The following is a 16,045-nucleotide window of genomic DNA, read 5'->3' as shown; positions in this document are numbered from 1 at the left end:
TTGAACGAGCCTGGAGAAACCCGGTTTCCCCTGTGGACGCAACCTTCGTGGTTGCACAACCAGTTCTATGGCACTCTATCCCCCGGACGATCCCTATCTCTTCGTCATCACCATTTTTGGACTGACCATCTCCGTGCGCTGGTACGGGATGATCATCGTGAGCGGCGCGCTGCTTGCCGCTTTCTTCTCCACGCGCCGCGCCGTGGCGCGCGGCTACGACCCTGAGCACGTCTGGAACCAGTTGATGCTCGGCCTGCTCCTGGGCATTGCCGGCGCCCGGATATACTACGTCATCTTCGAGTGGGAACGCTTCGCCGGCAACCCCTGGAGCGTCATCAATCTCACCACCGGCGGCCTGGCCATCCACGGCGCGATTATCGGCGCCTTGCTCTCTGTGGTCATCTACACCCGCCGCAAGGGCCTGCCCTTCTGGGACTGGATTGATGTCGGCGTGCCGGGCTTCATGCTGGGACAGGCGATAGGCCGCTGGGGCAACTTCTTCAACCAGGAGGCCTATGGGCGGCCCACCGGCCTGCCTATTGGCGTGCGCATTGACCCGGAATACCGCGTGCCGCCGTACACCGATTTGCAGCAGTACCCGATTGATACCCTGTTCCACGCCACCTTTCTCTACGAGTCCTTGTGGAACTTCGCCGGCGTGGGCCTGTTGCTCTTTGCCGACCGGCGCTTCGGCCACGGCGCGCCCGCCGGACGCCGCTGGCTGCGCCCGGGCGACCTGCTATTCCTCTACGGCATCATCTATTCTATCGGCCGCTTCTGGATTGAGGGACTGCGCACCGACAGCCTCTGTCTCAGCGGGGTTGGCGGGGATTGCGCTGGCTCGCTGCGTGTCGCGCAGGTTATCAGTCTGGCCATCATCGGCGCCTGCACTGTCGCCCTGATCGTCAACCACCGGCGACCCCGGCCGCCCGCGCCCGCGCCCGGCAACCGCGCCAGCCGCCAGTCCGAAGAGCCGTCCACGGCGCGCCCTGCCCTGTAGCTGCGCCGTTCACGGCCGAAATCGCCTTGCACATCTCACAAGCGCGGGACCTGGCTGCGCCGGGGGCAGGGGCGCGGGGAACTCTGATTGCTTCGTGTTGGAACCGGCGTCAGGGTGCAGAGCTCCGGTGGAACCGTGGGCGGATCGCCGCTATCGCAGGCGCCGCGTCTGGTAATCATAGCGGCCCTGCAGGTCGTTGGGCGAAGTGCCTTCCATCGGCTTGACCCCGGTCAGGAAAGCGGCCCGGTCAATCATGTGGGTGGCCGCAGGGGCGGTGAGAAAGAAGAAGGCGATCATCGCCATCATCTTGATGACAATAGGAACTGAGGTGATGTAGTAACTGCCCACCCCCAGCAGCACGCCAATGATCCCCAGCGTGCCAGCCTTGCCTGCGGCGTGCACGCGCGTGTACAGGTCGGGCAGGCGCACCAGGCCGATTGACGAGACGACGACGAAGAACACGCCCGTGCCCATCAGCAGCGCCGTGACCAGTTCCACCAGGCTCATCAGTTTCTCCCCTCCTCGATGTAGCGGGCCAGGGCTACCGTGCCCAGGAAGCCCAGCACTGAGACCACGATCACGGCATCAATCAGGATCGGCTGGCGGAACTGCACCACGAACATCGCGATCAGCCCCACCAGATGGGTCATAATCATATCGAAGGCCACTGCGCGATCAGGAATGCTCGGGCCGCGCACCAGGCGCCAGAAGGTGATGCCCAGCGATATGCTGAGCAATGCCATCAGAATGGTCATTGTCAGTTGGAACGGGCTCATGGCAGCAACTCCATAACGCGGCGCTCGTAGGCCTCCTTCGTCGCGCGGCGCAGTCCCTCGGGATCACGGGCGTCGAAGGCATGAATGTAGAGCGTCTTGCGATCGCTGGATACGTCCAGGCTCACCGTACCCGGGGTGAGGGTAATCAGGTTCGCCAGGGTGGTGATCCCCTCGTCGCTCTTGAGATCCAGCGGAATGGCCACGATCCCCGGTCGCAGATCCATCTTCGGCGAGAGCACGGTGCGCGCGACGGTAATGTTCGCTTTCACGATCTCAACGAAGCCGTAGCCGATGAAGCTCAGCCAGCGCCACAGCGCCCGCAGCGGGTTGCGTGACCAGAAGCGGAAGTAGGCCCGGAAGCTAAACGGCTCGTTCGAGAAGGTCGGCCACGCCAGTCGCAGCACCAGGAAGCTGAAGATGAACCCGACGATCCAGTCAGCCGGGTGGTACGAGCCATTGACCATCACCCATGCCAGCGCCAGCAGCAGATTTAACCCCAGCATAAACGCTCCTTCGGTCGTCCTCCAACCGTTGTTCTCCTGGTGAACACCCTTGTACGGCAATCCAAAATCCAAAATCTAAAATCCAAAATCCGTTGCCCTCTGCGTCCTCAGCGGTTAATATCGTAAACCCTCTGTTTATGGAGTATTCGCCGTCGAGGTCACCGCATTGCAGCCGGCCGGGCCGCACACATCCCGGACCAGGCCCTGGGTATTGAACACCTGCTCGGCCGAGTAGCGGCTATACTGCAACACGGGACTGGCCCCGAAGCCAATGGCAAGGCTCAGGGCCACCAGTAGCGCGCTGGGCGCGATCAACAAGGCCGAGGCTCGAGGCATATTCGTTTGATCCACATAGGCCTTCTTCCAGAACACCTCGTTCCAGATCTTCAGCATCGAGAAGAGCGTGAACAGGCTCACAACCGCGGCGACGCCCACCATCAGCCATTGCCCCTGATCCAGGCCCACCTGGATCAGGCCCAGCTTGCCGAAGAAGCCGCTGAGCGGCGGCAAACCGGCCAGCGAGAAGCTGGCGAGCAGCCAGAGGATGGCCAGGATCGGCTCGCGCCGGGCCATGCCGCCCATCTGCTTCAGTTCGCCGGTGCCCGACAGGTGCTCCGCCGTGCCGCCAATCATGAACAGGGCCGTTTTCACCACGATGTGGTGAACCATGTAGAGAATGCCCGCCGCCAGGCCCGCCACACCCACCAGCCCCAGGCCCATGATCATGTAGCCCACCTGGCTGATGATGTGGAACGACAGGATGCGCCGCACGTTCACCTGGGCCATCGCGCCCATCACTCCGATCACCATCGTCAACGCCGCAATCACCAGGATCAGCGTGCCATAACGCTCCAGTTCGCGCTGGAATACGGTGCCGAAGACCCGGTAGAGGGCGTAGATCCCCACCTTGGTGAGCAGGCCGCTGAAGAGGGCGCTCACCGCGACGGTCGGGGTGTGGTAGCTCGTCGGCAGCCAGAAAAAGACCGGCACCAGCCCCGCCTTGCTGCTGTAGGCGAAGAGAAAGAAGCCCGCCACCGCCGTTACGATGCCAGGTTGCTGCAGGGAACCCAGTCGCTCGGCCAGGTGGGCCATGTTCAGCGTGCCCGCTACTCCATACAGCAGCCCCGCGCCGATCAGGAAACTGGTGCTCCCCAGGAGGTTCAGCACCACGTACTTCAGCCCCCCCTCCAACTGGCCGCGCTCGCCGCCCAGGGTGATCAGCCCGAACGATGCCACCAGCAGCACCTCGAACCAGACGTAGAGGTTGAACAGGTCGCCGGTAAGAAAGGCCCCGCCGCAGCCGAACAACAGCAGGAGCAGCAGCGGGTAGTAGTAGTAGCGTTCGCGGTAGGGACTGACGGTGCTGAAGCTGTAGAGCACCGTCACCAGCATCATGATCGAGGTGAGGGTGAGCATAATCGCGCTCAACCCGTCGGCCACCAGGGAGATGCCAAACGGCGCGGCGAAATCGTCCGCCTGGGTAATCAGGCGCCCTGTCGCGCCGACCGTGAACAGCAGCCAGATGCTGTAGCCCAGGTCGAAGAGCACGGCCGCCAGCGCAATTGTCCGGGCGACCACGCGCCGCTGGCTTACCAGGGTTGCCAGCACCGCGCTCAACAGCGGGACCAGCAGAGGAAAAAAGAGGTGATTAGCCATACGCCCGTTCTATAGCGGTTCTCGAAACCGTTGACCCGCAACGATGGCGGCGCAAGCGTAGCGAGCCGCACGGCTCATGGTCCTCAGTGAATCAAGCATTCCGATCAGTGCTCTAGAGCCGGTCGGTCTCGACCATATCATCGAGGTCGTCGCTGTTCACCGCCTGATTGGCCCGGTACGCCAGGGAGAGGATAAAGGCGGTAAAGCCGAAGTTGATCACAATTGCTGTCAGGATCAGGGCCTGGTTCAGCGGGTCAGCGGCCGCTGTCGGGGTGACGCCGGTGGCCTCGTCCACGAACGGCGGCCTGCCTTTGACCACGCCGTCGCCCATCAGGAAAAGCAACAGATTGGTGCCGTGGCTGAGCAGCACCATGCCCAGGATCAGCTTGACCAGGCTCCGGCGCAGCATCAGATACGCCGCCCCCGCGAACAGGCTTCCGACCACCAGAGAGAGGATAAAGGTCATGGGATCGTCGCTCCTGATGATGAAGATTCGGTGATTCGCGTCCTCACCCGCTCCCCCGCCGAAGGTAGGAATCGCCGAGCATAGCGCGACGGGAGAAAGCAAGGACCACCCGAGACGCCATATGCGGCAATCCAAAATCGTGCTACCCCTCCGGCGCCACCGGCTCGGTCTGGGGAGGAGGCGAGCGCCGCAGCGGGTAGAGCGTTGGCTCTTCGGCCAGCACCAGGGACAGTTGCGTCGTGACGCCAATGACCGTCAGGTAAACGCCAACGTCGAACATCACCGGCGTGCCCAGCTTGCCAATGCCCGGAATCGGCGTGTCCAGCCAGCGCGCGGCCATGAACGGGTCGCCCTGGAGCAGGGCCAGCAGTCCCCAGCACGCGGCGAAACCGACCCCGATTGCCGCTACGCGCAGGTAGTTGACCGGGATGATCTCACGCGCGTAGTCCGGGCCAAAAGCCACAATCTGCAGAATAATCGCCGCCGAGGCCAGCAACCCGCCCACGAAGCCCCCGCCAGGCAGGTGGTGCCCCCGCACCACCATGAACAGCGACAGCAGCAGCAGGAGTGGCAACATCAACCGGGCGATTGTGCGGAGGATCATCGACTCGTACATACACCCCTCACTGCTCTTCCTGGCCGCCTCGCGCCTGACCCACCGGCGCCGGCGCTTCTGACCCGTCCGGCCCATTCTCGTGCCCGGCTCGGCTGGCAAGCCCCATTTCGCGGCGTCCCCGTCGTCCGAGGAAGCCCGCGTCCGGCTCCGTCTTGCCGCGCATATCAGCGATCGTGGGCTCGGACTCGGGCCGCAGGCGCAGCATGGCGTAGGTTCCCAGCAGGGCGATAAAGAGCACCGTAATCTCGCCCATCGTATCAAAACCGCGAAAGTCCACCAGGATCACATTGACCACATTTTCGCCCTTGCCCTCCGCCAGGGCCTCGGCTTTGAATGCTGCACTGATCGAGGGGAACAATCTACTGCTCGCCGCAATCCAGGTGAAGGCCGCCATGGTCGCGCCGATGCCCAGGGCGATCACCCCGTCGCGCACCCGCGTAGCGCGAGACGACAGGCGCTGGAACGAGGCCGGAAGCACCGCGAACACCAGCAGGAAGAAGACCGTTGAGATCACCTCGACCAGGAGCTGGGTCAGCGCCAGGTCAGGACCGCTATAGATGACGAACATAAACGAGACCATCGCCCCCACGACTCCGGTCACGATGATCGCTCCCAGCCGCGAGCGGGCGCGGATCGCCCCGAGTATCGCCAGGGGCACGAGCAGGGCCGCCACCATCTCCGGCAGGGTGACGTCGGACAGATCGGGCGCCGGCGCGCCGCCCAGGGCGAACAGGGCCAGCGGGGTGAGAATGACCGCCAGGAGGGCTAGCAACGAATAGAGGATGTAGTTCCGCAGCCGGCCGTTCTGCACGGCACGAGTGAAGGCCGTTGTGCTGTCCAGCAACCAGCTGATGGCCGCGTCGTAGATCCGGTCGCCGTCCAGCCAGGCCGGCAGCGGCGAGGGCGCTGCGCTGATCTGCTTCACGAAGCGCGTCAGGGCTGCGCCGCTGCCGATGGCCACCAGGCTCAGCACCACCGGCAGGCTCAGCGCCGAGGGGATCAGGTGCAGGCTGATCTCTTCTGGTTCGCCTGTGATCGCTACGACCGCCGGCTGGAGCAGTGCCGAGACGACGGGCAACAGGCCCAGGGGCAGGATCACCGAGAGCAGCGTCAGCACGCCCGGCGCGACGAGCATGCCGATGGGCGCATCGTGGACATGGGCCTTCTTCCGGGGCGCCGCCGGGCCGAAGAAGATCCCGCTCACCAGCCGCCACGCATAGAGGATGCCAAGCACCGCCGCCACCAGCGTCGCGCCCACCACCAGCATGTCCACCCCTGGCGCCAGTTTGCTGTGGGTCGTGGCGTGCAGCAACTCCTCCTTGGCCACGAAGCCGAACAGCGGCGGGATGCCCGCGGCGGAGAGCGCCGCCAGGCTTGTCAACGCCAGCGTGCGCGGCATCTCCCGGCTCAAGCCGCCCAGTTCGCTGAGTTTGCGCGTGCCGGCCTCGTGGTCCACCGCCCCGGCCAGCATAAACAGCGCCCCTTTGTAGAGCGCGTGGGCCAGAATCAGCGCCACCAGGGCCAGGGGAGCGTCGTGGCCGCCGATGCCGGTCATCAGCACCATGGCGCCGAGGAGGCTCACCGTGCTGTAGGCCAGCAACGCCTTGATGTCATCTTTCCGCAGCGCAATCACTGCCCCGACGAGCATCGTGACGCCGCCCACCGCCGTCAGCGTGTAGGTCCACAGCGGCGTCTCGCTCAGCGCCGGGTGCAGCCGGGCCAGCAGGTAGACCCCCGCTTTCACCATCGTGGCCGAGTGCAGATAGGCGCTGGCCGGCGTGGGGGCCTGCATCGCGTTGGGCAACCAGATGTGGAAGGGGAACTGCGCCGACTTGGTGAAGCAACCAAGGAAGATCAGCAGCAGCGCCGGGGTGTAGAACGGCGAAGCGCGCAACGCTTCGCCCGCCGCGATCATTTCCGAGAGCTCAAACGACCCCGCGGCGTTGCTCAGCAGCACCAGGCCCACCAGCAGCGCCAGGCCCCCGGCGACGGTGATCAGCAGGCCCATCTGCGCGCCGCGCCGGGCCTCGGGGTAATCGTGTTTGTAGCCCACCAGCAGGTACGAGCTGACCGAGGTCAGTTCCCAGAAGATGAACAGCAGCAGCACGTTGTCGGCCAGCACCAGCCCGAGCATCGAGCCCATAAAGATCGCCAGGTAGACATAGAAGCGCCCCATGCCCGGATCGCCGGCCAGATAGTAGGCGGTGTAAATAAAGATCAGCGTGCCTATGCCGCTCACCAGCAGGGCGAAGAGCAGGCTCAGCCCGTCGAGACTGAAGCGCACGCTCAGGCCCATCTCCGGCGCCCACGGCAGCGACTCGATCAAAACGCCCCCGTTCAGGACCAGGGGAGCGCGGGCCGCAAAGCCGGCGAAAGCCGCCAGCGGCAGCAGGGCCAGCACCCAGCCTGCCAGTGGACGGGGCAAATACCGGGCGAGCAGGCCGACTGGCGCCAGGGCCAGCATGCTCAGAACGATCGCGGTTAGCATCGTAGCGTTCCCACTCTTGCGACAATGGAAGTATTTCGGGCAACAGGGCTGCGCTGTATTGTAACCGCAACGTTTCACAGAAGCAAATATGGCGACATCCTGCTCCGCGTAGCGCCATTGTTGGGATACCTCCTCGCCCTGGGCAGAGGCGTGGGGAAACCCGGTTTCCCCACGCCCCTCACGGCGAGAAACGAGAATCCCGGGGAGGGCGCGACTCTCCCCGACCCTCCCTTCGGGCAGGGGTATGGGGAAACCCGGTTTCCCCATACCCCTCCAACCTTCTGTCAATCGTCAAAAAGATAATCTCTAACTCAACCGTCGCGTCTCAGGGTCATAGCGCCCTTCAAGATCATTCGGGTAGGTGCCTTCCATCGGCTTCACCCCGCTCAGCAGCGCCGCCCGGTCGAGCATATGCGCCGCCACGGGGCCGGTAAGGAAGAAAAAAGCGATCAGAATTAGCATCTTGATGACGATCCGCAGGTCAGTGATAAAGAAAACCCCCGCGCCAAGCAGCACCCCGATGATGCCCAGCGTGCCCGACTTGCCGCCCGCGTGGACGCGCGTGTAGAGGTCCGGCAGGCGCACCAGCCCGACCGATGACACCACTACGAAGAAGACCCCGACCAGCGTAATCAACAGGGTGACGATTTCCAACGGGGTCATCAGTTCCTCCCCACTTCAATCAGGCGGGCGATGGCCACCGTGCCCAGGAAACCCAGCACCGAGATGACGATCAACGTGTCGAGGAGCACCAGTTCGCCGGTAGTGACCACGAACATGGTGATCAGCCCCACCACGTGCACCACGATCAGATCAAAGGCGACCGCCCGGTCGGGAATGCTCGGCCCGCGCAGCAAGCGCCACACCGCGGCCCCCAGTGAAACGCTCACCACCAGCATCAGGATGGTCATCCCGATCTGAAATGCGCTCATCGTACAGACCCCATTTCATCTGTACCATGCCGGCTGGATTGATGTGGGAAAACCTGGTTTCCCCACACTCCTGCCTTCTTAGAAGGTTTGCGAGGGCTTCGCTCTACTGGAAATTCCCCCCGCACGCAGTTCCGCATGTTCCTGGCCCAATCCGCAATCCAGAATCGGCAATCCAAAATCATTACCGCGCCACCGCCAGTTCAACCGCATCGCAGCCATTCGCGCCGCAGACATCGCGCGCCAGGCCGGCGGCATCGAACACTTGCTCCGCCGCGAACGCGCTGTACTCCAGGGCCGGCGCCGCGCCCAGGCCCATCGCGATGCTCACCGCGACCAGAATGACCGCCGGCGCCAGCAGTCCTGCTCCGGCCCGTGGCAGGCGGCTCATATCGCTATAGGCCTTCTTCCAGAAGACCTCGTTCCAGATCTTCAGCATCGAGAACAGAGTGAAGAGGCTGACCCCCGCCGCGACGGCGACGATCAGCCACTGCTCCTGGGCCACCCCGGCCTGGATCAGCCCGAGCTTGCCGAAGAAGCCGCTCAGCGGCGGAATGCCCACCAGCGCGAAGCTGGCCAGCAGCCAGAGCACCGCCAGGAAGGGTTCGCGCCGGGCCATGCCGCCCAGTTGCTTCAGGTCGCCCGTGCCGGTGAGGTGTTCGGCCGCTCCGCCGATCAGGAACAGCGCCGTCTTGACCACGATGTTGTGGGCCATGAACAGAATGCCCGCCGTCAGCCCCGCCACGCTAGCCAGGCCCAGCCCCATGGCCATGTAGCCCACCTGGCTGACAATGTGAAAGGCCAGGATGCGCCGTACATTGATCTGAGCCATCGCCCCGATCACCCCCACCACCATGGTCACCCCGGCAACCGCCAGGATCAGCGGCGCAAGCCGCCCCAGTTCGCTCTGGAACACCGTGCCAAACACCCGGTACAGGGCGTAGATGCCCACCTTCGAGAGCAGGCCGCCAAACAATGCCGTGACCGCGATGCTCGGAGTATGGTAACTCGTCGGCAGCCAGAAAAACAGTGGCGCCAGCGCTGCTTTGCTGCCAAAAGCGATCAGGAAGAAGCCGGCCACTGCCGTCACCAGGGTCGGTTCCTGGATCGCGTTCAGCCGTTCGGCCAGATGGGCCATGTTGAGCGTGCCCGCCACTCCGTAGACCAGGCCCGCGCCGACCAGAAAGCAGAGGCTGCCGAACAGGTTCAGCGCCACGTACTTCAGTCCGCCCTCCAGTTGCGCCCGCGAGCCGCCCAGCGTGATCAGCCCGAAGGAGGCTACCAGGAGAATCTCGAACCAGACGTAGAGGTTGAAGAGATCGCCGGTGAGAAAGGCCCCGCTGCAACCGAACATCAGCAGCAGCAGCAACGGGTAGTAGTAAAAACGCTCCTGCCGCGCGTCAAGCGTGGCCAGGCTGAACATGATCGTTGCCAGGGTCAGCAGGGCCGTGAGCAGCAGCATAATCGCGCTCAGGCCGTCGGCCATAAGCGTGATGCCAAACGGCGCCGCCCAGCCTCCCGCCTGAGTGACCTGCCGGCCCGTCGCGGCGATGGTTGCCAGCAACCAGACGCTGTACCCCAGATTGAAGAGCGTCGCGGCCACGGCGATCACCCGCGCCCAGAAGCGGCGCCCGCTGATGATCGTCGCCACGCCGGCGCTGACGAGCGGGACGATCAGCGGAAGAAACAGGTGGTGTGCCATCAACGTTCCCTACAACTGGTCAGTCGAGGTCATATCATCGAGATTGTCGCTCCCGACGGCCTGGTCGGCGCGGTAGGCCAGCGCCATCACGAAGGTGAGCAGGCCGAGACTGATCACAATCGCCGTCAGGATCAAAGCCTGGACGAGCGGGTCGGCGGAGTCCGGGGGGGCCACACCGGTCTCCGCCCTGACAAAAGGCGTGCGGGCCTTGACCAGCCCGTCGCCCATCAGAAAGATGAGCAGGTGCGCGCCATGACTCAGCAGCACCAGCCCCAGGATCAGCTTGACCACGCTCCGGCGCAGCACCAGAAAGATGCCCCCGGCGAACAGCGTGCCGACAACCAGGGAAAGAATGAGATTCATCGCTGATACCTGTTCTCGTTGATATGGACCGCAGACGCCTCCTGGCTGAATCTCCCTGAGAGACCGCGCACGGCAATCCGCAATCTGAAATCCGCCGTCGAGCATCGTTCCTACGCCTCGGGCGCCACCGCGTCCCGCCGCGCTGGCGGGCGCTGAATGGGGTAGAGCGTTGGCTCCTCGGCGAGCACCAGCGCCAGTTGCGTGGTTACCCCGATCACCGTCAAATAGACGCCCACATCAAACAGCACCGGCGTGCCGAGTTTGCCAATGCCCGGAATCGGCTCTTTAAGCCAGAAGGCCAGCATGTATGCCTGGCCCGTGACCAGGCCGACAAGCCCCCACAATGCGGCGAAGATCACCCCGAACGCCGCCAGGTTGAGGAAGTTGATCTGAAACGTGGTTCGGAGATACATTGGCCCGTAAGCGATTATTTGCAGAATGAACGCCGACGCCGCTAACAGGCCGCCGATGAAGCCCCCGCCCGGCAGGTTGTGCCCGCGCACCAGCATAAACAGCGACAGTAACAGCAGAATGGGAAACATCAACCGCGATACATTCCGTAGAATGATCGAGTCGTACATGGCCTGATCCCCTCTAATACCAATTCCTATTCAGTGTATGCGAATCATTATCAGATTTCATTGATGATCCGTATATGTCGATTCACAATTCGAAATAGTATAAAACCATGGTTCAGGATCAGTCATTCCGCACCTTACACCTCCACACCTCCATAGCAGCGTGTGAGGCTGAGGAGCAACTGGCAGGCGGCAACGCCCGTCTGGAAAACACGTCTAGCGTCCCTTGCCCGCCACGGGGGCCTCGCGTGCATCGGGGGCTGAACGGCCGTCCTGTCCATTCCCGTGCAGCACGGCCTCATCTGGTCTGGCCGGCCGCACCGGCGCTTCCTCGTCATCGCGCGCCAGGCTGGCGTCCGGTCGCAGGCGCAGCATCGCATAGATGCCGAGGACGGCGATAAACAGCACCACGATTTCGCCCATCGTGTCAAAGCCGCGGAAGTCCACTAGAATGACGTTGACCACATTGTCGCCAAAGCCCTGGGTCTGGCTTTCAGCGCGAAACGCCTGGCTGATGGGCGACAACTCCGTGCTACTCGAGGCGGCGAAGGCGATCCCGGCAAACATCAGCCCGCCGATCACGGCGATCAGCCCGTCGCGCGACTGCTCGGCAGGGCTTGTCAGCCGCTCGAAGCTCGCCGGCAGCACCGCGAAGAGCAGCACCAGAAACACCGTGGTCAGGATCTCGACCAGCAACTGGGTCAGGGCCAGGTCGGGCGCGCTGTAGATCACGAAAATATAGGCCACCATCAACCCGACGAAACTGGCGGCGATGATCGCGCCAAGGCGCGAGCGGGCCTGCAGGGTTGCGATGACGCCAATGGGAATGAGCAACATGCTGACGAACTCGAACGGCTCAACCCCGTCAAGGTTCGGCAAGGTCAGCCCGTTGAATCCGAAGAGCAAGAGCGGCGGCGTCACTACGGCGATCAGCGAGAGCACGGCCCAGGTCATGTAGCTGCGAAGCTTCCCATTTTGCAGAGTTCGGGTAAAGACCGTGGCGCCCTGTAGCACTCCATCAACCGCTGCGTCGTAGATGCGGTCGCCGTTGAGCCAGGGCGGCAGCGGCGAAGGCGCGGCGACAATCTGCGGTTCAAAGCGCGTCAGCACGGCCCCGATCAGCAGCGCGGTCATGCTGAGGATCAGCGGGAGACTGATCTCCGAGGGGAACAGGTACAGACTGATCTTCGCCGCCTCGTTCGAGATCGCATCCACCGCCGGCTGCAGGAATGTACCGGTGGTCGGAAGCAGGCCAAGCGGCAACACCACTGAAAAGGTGGTCAAGATGGCCGGACCGATCAGCATCCCCGCTGGGGCCTCGTGAACGTGCTCCTTCATCCCGCTGCCGGGGGCGCCGAAGAACACCCCGCTCACCAGCCGCCAGGAGTAGAGCACCCCGAAGACCGCGCTGGTGACGACCGCGATCAGGACGACGACATCAAGGCCCGGCGGCAGGCCATTATCCACCGCGGCGTACAACTGCTCTTCTTTGGCGACGAAGCCAAAGAGGATGGGTACGCCCGCCATCGAGAGCGACGACAGGATCGCCAGGGCCGCCGTCCAGGGCATGGCCCGGCGCAACCCGCCAAGCCGGGCCAGGCTGCGGGTGCCCGCTTCGTGGTCCACCGCGCCCGCCAGCATAAACAGGGCCCCTTTGTAGAGCGCGTGGGCCAGGATGGTCGCCACCAGGGCGGCGGGAGCCTCAGGGCCGCCCATGCCCGCCAGCAGCACCATGGTGCCGAGCTTGCTGATCGTACTGTAGGCCAGCAGGCCCTTGATGTCGTCGCGCCGGTTCGCCGCCACCGCCCCGACCAGCATCGTGGTCATCCCCACCACAGTCAGCGTATAGAGCCACAGCGTCGTATCGCTCAGCGTCGGGTGCAGCCGGGCCAGCAGGTAGACCCCCGCTTTGACCATCGTGGCGGAGTGCAGGTAGGCGCTGGCCGGCGTGGGGGCCTGCATCGCGTTAGGCAGCCAGAAGTGAAAGGGGAACTGCGCCGACTTGGTAAAGCAACCCAGGAAGATCAGCAGCATCGCTGGCGTGTAGAGCGGTGAAGCCTTGATCCGCTCTCCGGCTGCGAGAATCTCGGAGATCGTGTATGATCCGGCAGCCGTGCCCAGCAGCACCAGGCCCACCAGCAGCGCCAGGCCCCCGCCGACAGTGATCAACAACCCCATCTGCGCGCCGCGCCGGGCCTCCGGGTAATCGTGTTTATAGCCAACCAGCAGGTACGAACTGACCGAGGTCAGTTCCCAGAACATAAACATGGTCAGCACATTGTCGGCCAGCACCAGCCCGAGCATGGCTCCCATGAAGATGAACAGCGCCAGGTAGAAGCGCCCCATCCCCGGATCGCCGGCCAGATAGTAGGCGGTGTAGAGCACCACCAGGGCGCCGATGCCCGACACCAGCAGCGCAAAGAGCATGCTCAGGCCGTCGAGCATGAACCGCAGCTCCAGGCCCATCCTGGGCGCCCAGGGAATCGCCTGCACCACCTGCCCTCCGGCCAGCACCTCCGGCGTGAGCGCGCTGATAGCAAGGAACAACGCCAGCGGAATCGGCGCCAGGATCCAGCCGATCACAGGGCGCGGCTCGTACCGGGCGAAGAGGCCCAGCGGAGCCATGATCAGGGCTGTCAGGACAATCAGAACCAGCATCATTCGTTCCTGATCTTCACGTCGCTCCTCGGTCACCCAAGCGTTGCACGCTCGCGACCCGCAACGAACAACGGCTTTTACCGCAGGCTCTGGCCCTTCTCACCACTTCCGGCCTGCGGCAGTGGAGCAAAAAAACCCGGATCTTCTTTTACAACAACCGGTGGGGCGTCCCTTCCACTCCCGGCAGGCAGAACCCCGGCGAACTACAATGCTCCCATGTGTTAATGAGGATGCTTATGCTCAAACAAAACTTGCGCATCTGTCTTCTGGCCCTGATCCTGCTGGGTCTGGGCGCGTGCGGAACCTTGCCGCCGGAACGGCAACTGGAGTTGACCGTAACCGCTGCCGGCTATGATTCGCCCCGTCTGGAGGCCCGGGTGGGCGAGCAGGTGTTTATTCGCTTTCGGAATGCCGATGTGATCGCCCACAATCTTACCATTGAATTGCCGTCGGGTCGGCGTACTGTATCCGCCGAGGCCGGAGTTGACGCCATCCTGGCCTTTCCCGCTCGCCAGGCCGGCGCCTTCCGGATGTTTTGTACCGTGCCGGGCCATACCGAGCAAGGGGAGTTGGTGATTCTGCCTTAAGAGAAGTTCCGGGCGACCTGTCGGAATTCCGTCCGAAATCGACCGGATACCCAACGCCGCGCCTGGTCCAAAATCCAAAATCTAAAATCAGGTGACTTGCTCCCCGCGCCGGCTGACGATGAACGCATGCACCCCCAGCACCCCCAGGGTGACCGCGGTGAGCGGCAGCACGAACAGCGCCATGACGCTGCTGAAAGCCGGCAGAGCGTCGTGCTGCGTGGCGTCGAGGACCAGGTAGGTGGTGTAGGCCACATAGTAGGCCAGGAACAGGCCCCCTTCCCAGCGGGCGATGCTCATCCCGGTGAAGAACACCGGCAGACATGCCACCATCACTGCCAGCATCACCGGCAGATCGAAGTTTAACACCGAGGACGCTACCGGCAACCCTTCCGGCGTCACCAGCGCTGAAATGCCGAGGATGCCCAGGACATTGAAGACGTTCGAGCCCACCACGTTGCCAATCGCAATGTCGCGCTCATTTTTCAGCGTGGCGACCAGCGAGGCGACCACCTCGGGCAGCGAGGTGCCTGCGGCCACGATCGTCAGGCCGATGATCACATCGCTGACCCCCAGCGCCTGCGCCAGATTGACCGCACCGGTCACCAGCCAGCGCGAACCGATCACGAGCACGATCAGCCCGCCGATCACCAGGACCAGTTGTTTGAGCAGAGACCACGCGCTGCGCTTCGGCGCCAGTTGCTCGGCGCTAAAAGCGGCGGCGTACTCCTGTTTGGCCGCTTCGGTCTCCCGGCGGCTGCTCACAATTGACCAGATCGTATACGCCACCAGGATCGCAAAGAGCAGCGCTCCATCGAGCCGGCTAATGTTGCCGTCGAGGACCAGGCCGCCCATCAGGAAACATACGCCGATCATAATCGGCACCTCGCGCCGCACCAGTTGTATCGAGACGATCAGCGGCGCGATCAGCGCACAGGCCCCCAGCACGAATAGCACATTAAAGATGTTTGAGCCAATCACGTTGCCGACGGCGATGTCGGGATTGCCTCCCAGACCGGCCTGTACGCTGACCGCCAGTTCCGGAGAGCTGGTGCCGAATGAGACCACCGTCAGCCCGATCACCAGCGGGCTGACCCCGACCAGCGCCGCCAGCGCCGCCGCGCCGCGCACCAGCAGTTCGCCCCCGATTGTCAGCAGCGCCAGTCCGCCTACAATCAACCCGATCGTCACCAAATCCACTCTGCTCCCTCCTTGATGCTTCGATGCTGTGGACAAATAGAAAGACCACCACGGCGCTACAGGTCGTGGCGGTCTTGCCGGACGTACGGTTCATGCACGTTCGCCGTGCCGGAGGACGTGGCCTCGTAATGACGACACGACGTCTCGCGGGGCGCGAGCGGCTACTCCCCTACCGTAGCGTAGTATAGTTGCGCTATGGAGATTTTGTCAAATTGCCAACGGGTGGTTTATAACCATCCGTATGAATAGGAGGAGCGTTTCCTGCATTGCTGGGACATGTTTCCTCGATCCGCGGTGAAGATCGCTGGTTGAAAGGCGGCGCGAAAACCCGGTTTTCCGCAGCCGCGCTCAATCGGAAGGGGTTGATCGCCCCATCCTGGGCTTTTTAAGGGCGGACAGAACACCCGAGCGAACACCGCCACTGCCGCATTGAGGCGGCCCCGAGCACGGCTCCAGCCTCCCCTCTCCCGCGTGCGGGAGAGGGGCACAGGGTGAGGGTGAAACGGCGCATCCCAACGCCATAAAT

At 63.5% G+C, this 16,045-nt stretch carries 16 protein-coding genes; 2 read left to right on the top strand and 14 right to left on the bottom strand.

What is annotated here, in order from left to right; translation table 11 throughout:
• Positions 1-67: 67 nt before the first annotated feature.
• Positions 68-1,000: a prolipoprotein diacylglyceryl transferase gene (gene lgt / locus NZU74_12675; GenBank protein MCS6882180.1), complete on the top strand. Its 933-nt coding sequence runs from the start codon at positions 68-70 to the stop codon at positions 998-1,000.
• A 150-nt stretch (positions 1,001-1,150) separates the two neighbouring features.
• Here the strand turns inward: lgt and mnhG (NZU74_12670) are convergent, their stop codons facing one another.
• The 13 genes from mnhG (NZU74_12670) to NZU74_12610 form a co-directional block, all read right to left on the bottom strand.
• Positions 1,151-1,507, bottom strand: a complete 357-nt coding sequence (gene mnhG, locus NZU74_12670; protein MCS6882179.1) for a monovalent cation/H(+) antiporter subunit G — start codon at positions 1,505-1,507, stop codon at positions 1,151-1,153.
• Positions 1,507-1,776, bottom strand: a complete 270-nt coding sequence (locus NZU74_12665; GenBank protein MCS6882178.1) for a monovalent cation/H+ antiporter complex subunit F — start codon at positions 1,774-1,776, stop codon at positions 1,507-1,509. Before NZU74_12665 ends, mnhG (NZU74_12670) begins: the two co-directional genes overlap by 1 nt.
• Positions 1,773-2,279: a Na+/H+ antiporter subunit E gene (locus NZU74_12660; GenBank protein MCS6882177.1), complete on the bottom strand. Its 507-nt coding sequence runs from the start codon at positions 2,277-2,279 to the stop codon at positions 1,773-1,775. Before NZU74_12660 ends, NZU74_12665 begins: the two co-directional genes overlap by 4 nt.
• Positions 2,280-2,414: 135 nt before the next feature.
• Complete coding sequence (locus NZU74_12655) at positions 2,415-3,935, bottom strand: short chain dehydrogenase (GenBank protein ID MCS6882176.1); 1,521 nt, start codon at positions 3,933-3,935, stop codon at positions 2,415-2,417.
• 112 nt (positions 3,936-4,047) lie between these two features.
• Complete coding sequence (locus tag NZU74_12650) at positions 4,048-4,401, bottom strand: NADH-quinone oxidoreductase subunit K (GenBank protein ID MCS6882175.1); 354 nt, start codon at positions 4,399-4,401, stop codon at positions 4,048-4,050.
• 142 nt (positions 4,402-4,543) lie between these two features.
• Entirely contained in the window at positions 4,544-5,017 is a 474-nt protein-coding gene (locus NZU74_12645) for a Na+/H+ antiporter subunit B (GenBank protein MCS6882174.1), read from the bottom strand.
• Positions 5,018-5,024: 7 nt separating this feature from the next.
• Entirely contained in the window at positions 5,025-7,505 is a 2,481-nt protein-coding gene (locus NZU74_12640; protein ID MCS6882173.1) for a DUF4040 domain-containing protein, read from the bottom strand.
• 306 nt (positions 7,506-7,811) lie between these two features.
• The gene (mnhG, locus tag NZU74_12635) at positions 7,812-8,168 is read right to left on the bottom strand and encodes a monovalent cation/H(+) antiporter subunit G (GenBank protein ID MCS6882172.1); all 357 of its coding nucleotides are present in this window, start codon (positions 8,166-8,168) and stop codon (positions 7,812-7,814) included.
• On the bottom strand, positions 8,168-8,437 hold the full coding sequence (locus NZU74_12630) for a monovalent cation/H+ antiporter complex subunit F (GenBank protein MCS6882171.1): 270 nt from the start codon (positions 8,435-8,437) through the stop codon (positions 8,168-8,170). The genes mnhG (NZU74_12635) and NZU74_12630 overlap by 1 nt, the downstream gene beginning before the upstream one ends.
• Positions 8,438-8,618: 181 nt before the next feature.
• Positions 8,619-10,136: a short chain dehydrogenase gene (locus tag NZU74_12625; protein ID MCS6882170.1), complete on the bottom strand. Its 1,518-nt coding sequence runs from the start codon at positions 10,134-10,136 to the stop codon at positions 8,619-8,621.
• 9 nt (positions 10,137-10,145) lie between these two features.
• Positions 10,146-10,499, bottom strand: coding sequence for an NADH-quinone oxidoreductase subunit K (locus tag NZU74_12620; protein MCS6882169.1), 354 nt, complete (start codon positions 10,497-10,499; stop codon positions 10,146-10,148).
• A gap of 110 nt (positions 10,500-10,609) precedes the next feature.
• The gene (locus NZU74_12615) at positions 10,610-11,080 is read right to left on the bottom strand and encodes a Na+/H+ antiporter subunit B (GenBank protein MCS6882168.1); all 471 of its coding nucleotides are present in this window, start codon (positions 11,078-11,080) and stop codon (positions 10,610-10,612) included.
• A 213-nt stretch (positions 11,081-11,293) separates the two neighbouring features.
• Positions 11,294-13,735 (bottom strand): DUF4040 domain-containing protein, encoded by a 2,442-nt coding sequence (locus NZU74_12610; protein MCS6882167.1) that lies wholly within the window; start codon positions 13,733-13,735, stop codon positions 11,294-11,296.
• Between the two features lie 236 nt (positions 13,736-13,971).
• On the opposite strand from NZU74_12610, the gene NZU74_12605 reads away from it, so the two are divergent.
• Positions 13,972-14,322, top strand: coding sequence for a cupredoxin domain-containing protein (locus tag NZU74_12605; GenBank protein MCS6882166.1), 351 nt, complete (start codon positions 13,972-13,974; stop codon positions 14,320-14,322).
• Between the two features lie 87 nt (positions 14,323-14,409).
• Here NZU74_12605 and NZU74_12600 read toward each other — a convergent pair whose 3' ends face one another.
• Positions 14,410-15,519, bottom strand: a complete 1,110-nt coding sequence (locus NZU74_12600; GenBank protein MCS6882165.1) for a calcium/sodium antiporter — start codon at positions 15,517-15,519, stop codon at positions 14,410-14,412.
• Positions 15,520-16,045 lie beyond the last annotated feature (526 nt).

The sequence above is a fragment of the Chloroflexaceae bacterium genome (genome assembly GCA_025057155.1).
In the GTDB taxonomy this organism is placed as follows: Bacteria; Chloroflexota; Chloroflexia; order Chloroflexales; family Chloroflexaceae; genus JACAEO01.
Note: the sequence above shows the minus strand (reverse complement) of the source record. Positions and strands in the feature narration are given on the sequence as shown.